The organism is Streptococcus sp. 121 (assembly GCF_016458205.1).
GTDB lineage: Bacteria > Bacillota > Bacilli > Lactobacillales > Streptococcaceae > Streptococcus.
Map to the genome: position 1 here is coordinate 1 of NZ_JAEMED010000054.1, position 11,336 is coordinate 11,336.

General features: G+C 40.6%; 10 protein-coding genes and 1 pseudogene. 1 reads left to right on the top strand and 10 read right to left on the bottom strand.

Annotated elements, in window-relative coordinates:
• Positions 1-1,077: 1,077 nt before the first annotated feature.
• The 5 genes from JEQ21_RS09005 to JEQ21_RS09025 form a co-directional block, all read right to left on the bottom strand.
• The gene (locus tag JEQ21_RS09005) at positions 1,078-1,674 is read right to left on the bottom strand and encodes an HAD-IA family hydrolase (RefSeq protein ID WP_199365182.1); all 597 of its coding nucleotides are present in this window, start codon (positions 1,672-1,674) and stop codon (positions 1,078-1,080) included.
• On the bottom strand, positions 1,671-2,951 hold the full coding sequence (locus JEQ21_RS09010; protein WP_199365184.1) for an MATE family efflux transporter: 1,281 nt from the start codon (positions 2,949-2,951) through the stop codon (positions 1,671-1,673). The genes JEQ21_RS09005 and JEQ21_RS09010 overlap by 4 nt, the downstream gene beginning before the upstream one ends.
• A 251-nt stretch (positions 2,952-3,202) precedes the next feature.
• Positions 3,203-5,002: an acyltransferase family protein gene (locus JEQ21_RS09015; protein WP_199365186.1), complete on the bottom strand. Its 1,800-nt coding sequence runs from the start codon at positions 5,000-5,002 to the stop codon at positions 3,203-3,205.
• The gene (locus tag JEQ21_RS09020; RefSeq protein ID WP_199365188.1) at positions 4,992-5,426 is read right to left on the bottom strand and encodes a hypothetical protein; all 435 of its coding nucleotides are present in this window, start codon (positions 5,424-5,426) and stop codon (positions 4,992-4,994) included. Before JEQ21_RS09020 ends, JEQ21_RS09015 begins: the two co-directional genes overlap by 11 nt.
• A 2-nt stretch (positions 5,427-5,428) precedes the next feature.
• Complete coding sequence (locus tag JEQ21_RS09025; protein ID WP_199365189.1) at positions 5,429-5,848, bottom strand: low molecular weight protein-tyrosine-phosphatase; 420 nt, start codon at positions 5,846-5,848, stop codon at positions 5,429-5,431.
• A 382-nt stretch (positions 5,849-6,230) separates the two neighbouring features.
• On the opposite strand from JEQ21_RS09025, the gene JEQ21_RS09030 reads away from it, so the two are divergent.
• Positions 6,231-7,094: a CPBP family intramembrane glutamic endopeptidase gene (locus tag JEQ21_RS09030; protein ID WP_199365191.1), complete on the top strand. Its 864-nt coding sequence runs from the start codon at positions 6,231-6,233 to the stop codon at positions 7,092-7,094.
• 29 nt (positions 7,095-7,123) lie between these two features.
• On the opposite strand, the gene JEQ21_RS09035 is transcribed toward JEQ21_RS09030, so the two are convergent.
• From JEQ21_RS09035 to JEQ21_RS09050, 5 genes and pseudogenes are all read right to left on the bottom strand, one after another.
• Positions 7,124-7,882, bottom strand: a complete 759-nt coding sequence (locus JEQ21_RS09035; RefSeq protein WP_199365193.1) for a hypothetical protein — start codon at positions 7,880-7,882, stop codon at positions 7,124-7,126.
• Between the two features lie 3 nt (positions 7,883-7,885).
• Positions 7,886-8,767 carry an ABC transporter ATP-binding protein gene (locus JEQ21_RS09040; protein ID WP_199365195.1) on the bottom strand — a complete coding sequence of 294 codons (882 nt, stop codon included), beginning with the start codon at positions 8,765-8,767 and terminating at the stop codon, positions 7,886-7,888.
• Positions 8,754-9,179 (bottom strand): Msa family membrane protein, encoded by a 426-nt coding sequence (locus tag JEQ21_RS10330; RefSeq protein ID WP_442805125.1) that lies wholly within the window; start codon positions 9,177-9,179, stop codon positions 8,754-8,756. Before JEQ21_RS10330 ends, JEQ21_RS09040 begins: the two co-directional genes overlap by 14 nt.
• A gap of 356 nt (positions 9,180-9,535) precedes the next feature.
• Positions 9,536-10,108 carry a CPBP family intramembrane glutamic endopeptidase gene (locus JEQ21_RS09045; protein ID WP_199365198.1) on the bottom strand — a complete coding sequence of 191 codons (573 nt, stop codon included), beginning with the start codon at positions 10,106-10,108 and terminating at the stop codon, positions 9,536-9,538.
• 680 nt (positions 10,109-10,788) lie between these two features.
• Positions 10,789-11,336: pseudogene (locus JEQ21_RS09050) on the bottom strand (transposase); the annotation flags it as partial.

Below are 11,336 nucleotides of genomic sequence, written 5' to 3' on the forward strand. Positions count from 1 at the left end.
ATAAAGGGGAAATCCTTTTTTGTCTAGTCGAACGTTTCACCCAATGGGTGAAAAGCAGAACCTTCCAGAAACCCTGTAATCAATACGGTTTCTGGAAGGTTTTTAAGTTAGGTATGAATAATTTGGGATAAATCTAGAAAAAAGAAATAGCCCCTCGAAAGGAGCTATTTCCGGAGATTATTATGTCCTTTGACAATAACTTCGTTATCTTTATCCTGTATCTTCAAAGGTCTATAAGACCTTTGAACTCTGCGAACAATGTGAGCTAGAGGGGCGGATGCCGAGCTTACGAGGTAAAAAAGAACCACTCGTGAACCAAGTAGTTTAAAAATAGATTGACTTAAATAAACCAGAAGATAATCTCCCAAAAGATTAGAACAAAACCAAAGTAAACAAAAACAAACCAGGGACTAACACGGACCCTGGTTTATTTGGAGATTATTATGTCTACTGCTGTATGAAGCAAAGCGAATTATACACTCGCTGTTCGATACGAAGTGAGTTACAGCGATGGATGTCGAGCTTTAAATTAAACGAGACCAGCAGTGGATGCCGAGCTTGCGAGGTAAAAAAGAACCACTCGTGAACCAAGTAGTTTAAAAACAGATTGACTTAAATAAACCAGCAGATAATCTCCCACAAGATCAGAATAAAACCAAAGTAAACAAAAACAAACCAGGGACTAACACGGACCCTGGTTTATTTGGAGATTATTATGAAAAAGAAAAGTTTTAGGAGTCAAATTAAGAGTTCTTCTTAACTTGTGACTATAGTATAACCTGCTCACCTTAAAGCAACCTTAAGGTTCATTTTTTATTCCAATTCGATTTGGATTGGCAAAGTCACACCTCATCGTTTTTAGCCCAAACAGGAAGAAATGCTGAAAGGCACATGAATATAGTCTTTTAGTTTACTTTTAGTACAAGGCAGCGAGGCGTAGACAGTACTGACGTACGGCAAGACGAGCTAACACAGTAATAAAAGATAAACTAAAAGGGTATAAAAGTTGATCAATAGGATAGGGCCATCCCCCCCAGCCTTCCTTGCTTAGACCTCTACTAGAGTAACCCACTATTCTTAATCAAACATTAAATCTTGAATAGCCTGTAAATCCTCAATTTGTTGGCTTTCTGGATGAGCCAAGAAATTAATAGAATGGATTCCCGCCGCGAGTGCAGCTTCAATATCCAGAAGACGATCGCCAATATAGTAGGTCTGATGCGGATCCAATTGATACTTGTCCATCAAATAATAGAGCGCCTCCGGATCCGGTTTGCGCGCGAAGCCATCGCTAGCCGTCACCACTTCTCTAAAATAGGAAGCCAAATCCAGTCTGTCTAAGAGGGGATGGGCTTCCTCATCCTTGTGGGTAAAGACGAACTGCTCAATTCCTTGCTGGTCCGCCCAATCCAAGATTTCCTTAGCCCCCGGCAAGAGGCGAATTTCCCCACTGAATTGCGGTAAAGCCTTTTGGTAGAGAGGTTTCAAATTTTTTCCATCAGCTTTTTCAATTTTTTCAAAAAAATCTTTAACAGAGGTAGCCAGTATCTGCTGGCGAATCGCCTCCTTGTCAAAAGGGTATTCCGTGTCTGCCAAGGCCTGGCCAATAGCTGCCAGAATGGCTTCATAAGAATCCAAAAGTGTCCCGTCCAAATCCCAAATAAAAGCTGTCATGCCTGTTCCTTTCTATAAGCACGGTAGTGACGTCTGAGCCACCACCAGCGAAAACCGTTGTCAACCAAGGTGCCAATCCAAATTCCACTTAAGCCCCAGCCCAGAAAATATCCGAGGAAGGCACCAAATCCAATGCGCAAGACCCACATCCCAATGCTAGTCGCATAAAAAGGCAACTTGGCATCGCCCAAACCCTGCCATAGGCTCGTATAAATCAAAGTTCCTGCAGTCATCGGGCTTCCTAAGAACGCAAACAGTAAGACTGTTTGACTAGCCGCAACAACTTGAGCATCACTATTATACAGTTGCGTCAAAGGCTGACCAAATAGATAAAAAGCCAAGCCAATCGGAAGCATTAAGGCTAGCGTCCAACCATACAAACGCGAAACTAAGGCATCAACCTGCTCCCAGTCCTCCTGCCCCCGAGCTTGAGCGACCAAAATAACCCCTGCAGTCGCCAGTCCCAAAGCCGGCATCGCAGGAAAGGGAATCAAGGTTTCCCCAATGGCATTCCCTGCGACTACTTCAGTTCCAAAAGAAACCACTAGCACCATGAGAAGAAAATCGCCGAGCCGCATCATCAGACGTTCACCCGCCGCTGGTAGGGCAAAACGCACCAAGCTCCAATCCCAAGACCAGCGCCGTCCCAAGAGAGGGAAGGGCACCCGCCACCAAAGGTAAAGAGTACCCAGAAAGCGTGACAGAGCAGTCCCCAGGGCGACCCCCATCAAGCCCCAATCCAGACCATATAGAAAAGCAGTGGACAACAGAACATTCAGCAGATTGACCAGCAAACTAACCCACATCGGTTCCTGCGGCCGTCCCCAGGTTCGGAGAATTGCACCAAGGCTCATCATCAACCCTTGGAAAACAACGGTACCTCCGACCAAAGCAAGGTAAAGACCACCAGCCTCCACTACTGTCGAGTCCGTTCCCATCCAAGAAAGAATCCTTGGACCCAGGAAAATGGATAACAAGCCCAAGATCAGAGCCAGGCAGACTGTCAAGCCTAAGCCTGAGCGCGCCAAGTCCTCAGCTTGTTCCTCTTCCTGTTCTGACCGAGCCTTGGCTACAAAACTCGATAAAGTCGCCACCAAAGCCAAAAACAAAGCCTGGTAAATAGCCAAAACACTGGAAGCCAGGGAAACACCTGAAATAGCCATCAAGCCCAGACTAGCCACCAAATAGGCATCCACAACTCCCATGATCATCTGTAAAAAATTCTCAAACATAGCTGGCAAGGCCAAGTCAAAAATTTGCCGATTCACCTTCTTCATATCACTAGTATAACAAAAGCGGCTGGGGTTTGGACCCCAGCCTTCTTATACTCTTTTAATTTCAAAATCTGACATTGTCAAGGCTCCTCGGTGAACCTTTAGTTCTACCATCGTCGCCTTTCCTCGTCATTTTTTCGAAATTATTCGAGTATTCTGATTCTAAAGTTAAGTTGGTATTACTGTTTTTTTTTTTGAACTTCAAAAATGAAAATCCATGCCTTAGTTACAAGTGATTTTCTATCATTTCAGCCTTACGGTTTTGTTGGTGCATCCTGAGCCTTCTTCAAGGCATCCCGGACAGTCTTGGCATAGAGTTCACTACCTTGGGTAATGCTGTCGGATTCCGATCCAAAGTGGACATCATCCGTACCATACCAGATTTGCGGATTGTCTACGGCCGTCTGGTACCAGTCTGCAACCAACACATAGTCATATTGATCCGCCAGTTTGATCATATAATCCCGAGTCCGGTTGGCGATGGCATTGGGATTATCCAAAACACGTCCATCATAAGGGGTTACCAAGATCAAGCGATGGCCAGTCGGTAGGTTTTCAACCATCTGGTCGAGCTGGTCAAAGTAATCGTTGACCTCATTAACTCCGAGTGCCATGATGACATCTGTGACCAGGGTGCCATTTTTAGCAGCCTTTTTCAGCATTTTATTCCCGTCAATCAAGTTCCGAGATACTGCCGCATCCATGTCCAAACCCGGAATATCCTTGTTCAGCCAGTCACTAGCCCGGAGGGCCACAGAATCCCCGATCAGGCTTGCTCCATCAGCCACAGCATCCGGATTCTCCGTTCGAATACGGGTAGAACGCATTTGCTGACTGGCTTGTTGCAGGCTATTTCCCACTAGATTGGCCTCAAAGCTCCCCATACTTGGGCTCGTAACCACCCCGATAACCCAAGTTGTTGCCAATAGGAGCGGAAGGATAAGCCCTTTCCATCCCAGGCTGGGAAGCACTACGGGCGTACCTAAAACCTTCGGATGTTTCCCTTGAAGGATTGGTTCCAATAAATAAAAAGAAAAAGAAGCTAAAATAAGGGAAAATAGAATGGTTAGAGAAACAGCTAAACCATGCCCCATCCATTCGGAAAAAATCAGATAAAGGGGCCAATGAAAGAGGTAGACCCCGTAAGAGGTGCTAGCTAAGAAGTCGAACAGTCGCGGTTCCTTGATGCTCGTCTTCTCATGCAGGATACGGGTCGCTAGAATCATCAGCCCAGCCAAAAGAGAGGCAGCAAAAAGACCGATGGCATAAGTCCAAAGTGACTCAAAGGTCAGGAAGCGGGCCAGGACAAGCGAAAGGGTCAAGGCTCCTAAATACACAAGCAAGGTCTTGCCCAGACTCCACTTCCGAACCAAACTCCGCAGCAACATTCCTTGTTGCTGCAAGCCTGTCAAGGCTGCAAGGCTAGATCCCACAAAGAAGGGAAAGCTGTGCGATAGCGTTGAAAAGTAGAGGTTGGAAACATTGTCCGTCGTGAAGGTTCCAATCAGCATGCTGATGTAGGAGACCAAGAGAAAACCAGTCGAAACTAAAAAGACCTGGCTCTTAAAGCGACGAATATCCTTGGAACCACGCGCCACTAAGGCCAAGACCAAAGCCCAGACAATATAGTAATGGGCCTCTAGGGCCAAACTCCAGGTATGCAGAAAGAGGTGGGGAATAAACTGGCTTTCATAACTAGCCCCCAACAGCATCTCATAGAAATTGGTCACAAAACCCAGAGCCGCAGCTGTCTGAGTTCCAATATCCACCCGAAAATCGGCCTTGACAAAGAGCATTAGCGGCGCCACTACCAAAATCATCAGCACCAGTGGTGGCACAATCCGGTAGAGTCGGCGTCTAAAATAAGACACCAAATCAATCTTTTTCCTGTTCCCAACTTCCTCAATTAATAAGGCTGTAATCAGAAAACCGGAGAAGGCAAAGAAGATATCCACCCCAATGAAACCACCTGGTAACTGGTCCTTATAAAAATGATAAATCAGGACAAAGAGGAGTCCTGTTATCCGAATCAGGGAGAACCATTTAATTCTCATTTTGGTAAATTCCTTGCTTAAATGTTCCAGTATAGACGACCTTATCCTCTGTTACCAGCTCCCCTTTTCCATCTGGTTTTCCATTGGCAAATTGGCCTGTATAGCGCCAACCATCCTTTGAGGTAAAGGTCCCTTGACCTTGAAAGGCTCCATTTTCAAACTCACCTTCATAGACATCTCCATTTTCATAGGTAGCTTTACCTTGGCCAGTCATTTTTCCCCGAACCAGGGTTCCTTCGTAAATAATCTTGCCATCATTGAGGCTGACTTTCCCCTTCATTGGGATTCCAGATACAAAAACCCAGACCGCACATAGGAGGATAACCGCTCCAGTCATGAGTTCAAAAGTGGACCGTTTCCAACGGATGCCTTTAGAAGGGGCTTTTTTTTCAGTTTGTTTCTTTTCTTTTTCCTGTTTTGCCATCGCTACTCTCCTACTTTTTCAATCCATTCTCGACAGCCTTGGCGAACCAAGCGATAGGTCTCCTCGAAATCTCCCGTGTACCAGGGATCTGGGACTTCCCCATCAATCAAGGGATGAATCTTATCTAAGGCTTCTTGCGGAGCCAAAGCTCGCAGATCTTCCAGGTTCGATTGATCCATGGCTAGGATTAAATCCGCTTCCCGGAAATCTGCTGGTGAAATCTGCTGGGATTGTTTGGAGACATCGTAAGGAATCTCGTATTTTTGAAGAATTGCTTGTGTTCCGCGGTGAATCGGATTGCCATGCTCCCAAGTCGAAGTGGCACGACTTTCCACATCCCAAGTCGGCATTTCTTGTTTCATCACAAACTCTGCCATGGGACTGCGACAAATATTTCCTAAGCAAACCATAATCACTTTCATATCGTATACCTCCCCTCCATTATAACATATATGGAAAGGGGAAATAAAAGAATTTCTGAAGCTCTCTGAAGTCTGCAACAGCTATTCAGCAATCACGTTTTACAATTTACATATCAATATTTGTATATTTTTGTTAAAATGAATATAGAAAAGTTAGACAAACCATTGTTCCAGTAGGACGATAGCTGTTGTATCAAAAATAATGGAGGAAGTAAATGATGGAAAAAAGAATATTGGCAAATATACTCTTTTAGTTTATCTTTTATTACTGTGTTAGCTCGTCTTGCCGTACTTCAGTACTGTCTACGACTCGCTGCCTTGTACTAAAAGCAAACTAAAAGACTATACAACCACACGGTATGAGAAACTGCCTGCATGGCTCATGATCATCCTTGCCTGTTTCATGGTAGAGGTTTTCGTTTTCGGAGGTTCGATGATTGGGGGCTTCCTCCTTGCCATCCTTTCAATGCCCTTCGTGATTGCCAATCTAAACAATCTGGATGCAGTATTGCAAGTCTTTAATCATTTGTATGTTCAACTGGGGATCTTTGCCTTCATCGCTCTGGCACTTTTTGCTTGGGTCAAGTGGTATGAGAAACGTCCCATTTCTAGTCTGGGATTTTTCAAGACAAATGTTCTTCTGGAGATTCTGAAAGGTTGGGGTGTAGGCATGCTGGTCTTCAGTTTTGCCTTTGGATCAAGCTATCTTTTTGGAGGGCTTGATTTCAATCGAGTCGATTTTTCAGGTGAGAATCTCCTTTTTGTCTTATCCACCATCCCATTTTGGTTTATCCAAGGTGGGACAGAAGAACTTCTAACTCGAGCCTGGCTTCTACCCATTGTCAACAAACGGTCCAACCTCGCTATCGCCATTGGGATTTCAAGTAGTCTTTTTGGGATCATGCACTTGGCCAATAACCATGTGACTGCTTTGTCGATTTTGAGTATCGTCTTATCTGGGGTATTCATGGCTCTCTACATGCTGAAGACGGACAATATCTGGGGAGTTGCAGGTCTGCACGGCGCCTGGAATTTCACCCAAGGAAATATTTTCGGCGTAGCTGTCAGCGGTACCAGTACTGGTTCTTCTCTCTTTTCCTTTGCAATAAAACCGGAAGCAGCCGATTGGATTTCAGGTGGAGCCTTTGAAACCGAGGGCAGCCTAATGGCCAGCATCGCCTTACTTCTTGGCATTGCCTATTTGGGCTTTCAATTAAAAAAAGAAAAGGAACTCCACGCTCATTAACAAAGGCAGGTCCCGTGCGGACCTGCCTTTTAGTATTCGATTTTTTTATAGTAATATAAAGAAACTAGATACAAAATTCCTGCATAAAATAGAACAAGAAAAACCATAAAAAGTAAACAAGTTGAAAAATTCAGTTCTCCCAGCAAAGCAGAGTAACTATTAGGAAATAGATACTTCAAATTAGTTAATAGAGGAGCAATGTAAGATAGGAGAGTAAAGAGTGTAGCTAGTAGCATTGTTAATCCATTAGACAAACGAATAGAAAGGACGCTTGCTACTAAGATACACAAACTTGTCATTGTCGTAATTCCTATAATATTTAAAACATCTACATGAAAAAAATCAATAGAAATAGGGAAAATTTCACCAGAACCTATCCCACTCCGAACCAGATGTAGAAAATAGGTTACAAAACTAGAGATTAATGTTAAGACAATATAAACAAATTGTAGAAGCACCAATGATCCCAATTTGGCATTTAATATCTTCTGACGATCTTGATCCTTATAAAGATACATCAAACCACTATCAATTTCATCCCTAAAAAGATGACTAGATAAATAGATAAAAACAACAATCGGCAAAAACAGGCCGTATTGAGTGATTAAAACTGCTCCAAAAAATTCAAAAAAACTCAAACCTCCCTCAGTTGCTGTTAACTGCATAAAGTTAGTATCAAAAAAGCTCACAATGATAAGCAACAAAGGAAATAGGCTGAATCCAAGAACAATCTGCGCTTCTCTCTTTTGGAGCAATGCTTTGAAAAAAGGAAGGGTTAAATAATTCATATTCTAGTCCTCCACAAATAGTTTTTGGAGATGATCTCTCTTAGAGAGAACACTCTTAATTTTATTTTTCTCAGCCAATACTTTAAAGACATGATTTAAGTCATGTTCATTCATATCCACTGGAATTTCAAGCAATCTTCCCTCAAAACTAATAGAATCATACGCGCTTAGCTGCTCCAATAACCTTCTTTCACGAATAGGAGAAATTAATTCAACACAAATCTTTTCCGCATCAGCTGGATTAGCTTCCGATATGACACCTGCTTCAATAAATAAAAAACGATCACATAGCTCTTCTAATTCCGATAATTGGTGACTAGAAATAAGCATTGAAGTTTGCTTAGAAACCGCCCATTCTTTTAAAATAGCCAATAAATTTTTAACACCAATCGGATCCAACCCCACAAATGGTTCATCTAGTAAAAGAAATTTAGGTTCTGTAATTAAAGCTATTGCTAGAGCTGTCCGCTGCTTCATTCCAAATGAAAAGTCTTTCGGTTTCCGATACCTAGCATCCCACAAACCAACTAGCCGTAATATAGATTCTATATTGGAATAATACTCTTCTTTTTGGTGAATTTTTAAATAGAGTTTCAAATTTTCTAATACACTAATCTGAGGAAAGAAGACAGGATCAATCATAATCCCAAAATTATCCAACATTCCTTTACCTGAATAAATATCCTGAGTATCAATAAAAATTTGACCTTCACTAGGACGCTGTGACTTAGCAATACACTTTAGCAATGTACTTTTCCCAGACCCATTTTTTCCAACGAGACCCACGATTTCTCCATCCACTATTCGAAAATCTGCATCTTTCAAAGAATAAAAATCATTCCCTAAATATTTTTTTCCTAATTTTTTTACCTCAAGGACGACCATAGATTCTCTCCCTTCTATTGAATAAAAGGATACATAAATACGCCGAACTAAAATAGATAATTAAAACAAATATAATTTGTGAGGTACCTAGTAGGCTAGAATCTATATTCACAGTAAAGTCACCAGCATTACTAGTATTATTCTTTATAAAAGTATCCCAATATCCTAGAGTATCCACAAAAAGACCTATTATCAAATAAGAGATTAATGACAATGTCGGGAAACAATAATTAGCCTCCTTGATTTTCTGTTTTTGCTTCATACTCAAATATATAAAAAATGAGTTCAATACAACTGGTAATAAATAAATCAAAACAGATAATTCCAATATTGATAGTCGGGCCATATAGAATATACTTGCCAATACTATCACTACATGCAGTAATGACGAGTAGATTACATGTTTTTTCATATTCGTCCTCCTCGTAATATAAGTTAAGCGGGTTATTATAGTCTTTTAGTTTGCTTTTAGTACAAGGCAGCGAGTCGCAGGCAGTACTAAAGTACGGCAAGACGAGCTAACACAGCAATAAAAGATAAACTAAAAGAGTATAGAACCCAGTTTTGACAAAAATTGTTTAAATGCTTGCCATTACATTATTTCCCAGAATAATAGAATTATGAAAGGAGTTTACAGTTGCTTCCTTACCTTCTTGTCACCAGTTATCATTACTTAATTTGTTACCCTTCTTCACTTCTAGTTAATAAATTAGAGAGTAGGTAACATCAAAATAGGAGATGTTATCGAATAATGTACTTCTGAATAAACTATATAAATAACGTGCTCACCAAAACATTATAAAACCAATGTACTCCGATAGAGTACTGAATACCATAAAAATGTGCAAGATAATAGAGAAGAACACTTGCTGGAAATTTTATAACCGCATTAACAAAAAAATCTCCATTCAAATGCAAGAGAAAGCCAAACAAAAGTGAACCAATAACGATTGTCTGATTTCTGGAAAAATATCTTAATAAGACACTGAAGATAATTACCCTAAAAAAGATTTCTTCACTCATTGCTATAAAAAATGAATGAATTGCCTCATTTATCTGTAACATCAGAGATGATGCAACTAAGATAATAAGAAATAGAACTATTGCTGATTCTTTTGACAACTTTGGATACTGTACTTTGATCTCGAGCAGTCGTACTATGATCAGTGGAATTAAAATAAACCCTGATATTAAACAAAAACCTTCAATTATAATTCCAACAAAAGAATAATCAAGAAGTGCATATCTAAAAATGAATCCCAAGCCACTAATAATTGAAGCAATTGCAATCAATGCAATAGAGAGGGCTAACGAATCAAATATTCTATAATCTAATCTCATATTCACACCTCAAAAAAACAGCTGAGCAAAGTGGCCACCTTCACTCAACTGTCTCATAAAGATAGTGTTTTGGTAATACTATTTGATCAAACAATCTCTAAATTACCAATACCAACCTTTGCCGCGATAACCAAACTTCGCAAACCCAACGTTAATCTCGAAGCGAGTGAAGAGTTTTTTTAAAAAGTTCATGTCTCGTCCTTCTTCACCTTAATATAAGTTAACTTATATTAAGATTATAGCGCTTTCATTTTGTTTTGTCAACTATTTCCTATTTTTTTGTTATTTACTATTTCCTATTTTTTTTGTTATTTACCTAACTTTTTTGTGTTGTGCTCGACAAAAGTTCGATAAAATTATCTTTCTCATACTCATTATATTTCAATACACAATGCTAAATTTCAAGTTGAAGTTAGCCACCAATAAGAAATTCCTTCGGCGACTTGTATCCCAAGCATTTTTTAGCCCGAATTATTCATCCCCTGAATATCTTTGCGTAACTATCAAAAAAATCATCAGAAACAAGCAATAAACAATTGCAATTCTGATGATTTTTATGAACGATCAAGCTTTTCTATAAATAAAGATGGGTCTGCTACCTTAGCACCCTAAAAAAGGGTAGACTCCGCCCTTGGTGCGACTCTCGATTTTTAAAAATGTATTCTATTTGATTCGGCATCCTAATTTCCTAACAAAGGAGGACTGGTATCCCTTACTGCATAGGGAATGGGGAGTGAGAAATCTAGTCTGGAAATTCGCTCAAAGAGAGCCTGAAACTCATCTTTCAGAGAATAGAGATTAGACAGTTTTAGAATTTATTTTCTAGCACTTTTGACGCATTTTCCAGCTATATTCACAAACAGTTTCCGAAAACGTTTCATCGTCAAATTTTTCACAGACCCATTAGCTAGATGCTTCATAAATAAGGAAAGATTATAGGCCAAGCAAGAAATCATCATACGAACTTCATTCTTGATTAGAGTTGAACTATCTGTCTTATCTCCAAAAAATCCAGACTTCATCTCTTTTATGAAATTTTCAGACTGTCCTCGTTTTCGGTAAAGCTGAAAACATTCTTCGCTAGCACCACCAGCTAGATTGGTCACAAGAGAAGTAACTTCATAGAAGAGTTCCCCATCCTTTCTTTCTGAAAATTGGCAGACACGGCGGGCGTGATCCCAAGAATTTGCTTGATAAACAGTCTCGGAATAGGAAGAATGAGGTAAAA

Excerpts from the sequence above, each read along its gene's own strand:
- JEQ21_RS09005 (WP_199365182.1), bottom strand. The coding sequence starts at position 1,674 with ATGACAGCTTTTATTTGGGATTTGGACGGGACACTTTTGGATTCTTAT.
- JEQ21_RS09010 (WP_199365184.1), bottom strand. The coding sequence starts at position 2,951 with ATGAAGAAGGTGAATCGGCAAATTTTTGACTTGGCCTTGCCAGCTATG.
- JEQ21_RS09015 (WP_199365186.1), bottom strand. The coding sequence starts at position 5,002 with ATGAGAATTAAATGGTTCTCCCTGATTCGGATAACAGGACTCCTCTTT.
- JEQ21_RS09020 (WP_199365188.1), bottom strand. The coding sequence starts at position 5,426 with ATGGCAAAACAGGAAAAAGAAAAGAAACAAACTGAAAAAAAAGCCCCT.
- JEQ21_RS09025 (WP_199365189.1), bottom strand. The coding sequence starts at position 5,848 with ATGAAAGTGATTATGGTTTGCTTAGGAAATATTTGTCGCAGTCCCATG.
- JEQ21_RS09030 (WP_199365191.1), top strand. The coding sequence starts at position 6,231 with ATGATCATCCTTGCCTGTTTCATGGTAGAGGTTTTCGTTTTCGGAGGT.
- JEQ21_RS09035 (WP_199365193.1), bottom strand. The coding sequence starts at position 7,882 with ATGAATTATTTAACCCTTCCTTTTTTCAAAGCATTGCTCCAAAAGAGA.
- JEQ21_RS09040 (WP_199365195.1), bottom strand. The coding sequence starts at position 8,767 with ATGGTCGTCCTTGAGGTAAAAAAATTAGGAAAAAAATATTTAGGGAAT.
- JEQ21_RS10330 (WP_442805125.1), bottom strand. The coding sequence starts at position 9,179 with ATGAAAAAACATGTAATCTACTCGTCATTACTGCATGTAGTGATAGTA.
- JEQ21_RS09045 (WP_199365198.1), bottom strand. The coding sequence starts at position 10,108 with ATGAGATTAGATTATAGAATATTTGATTCGTTAGCCCTCTCTATTGCA.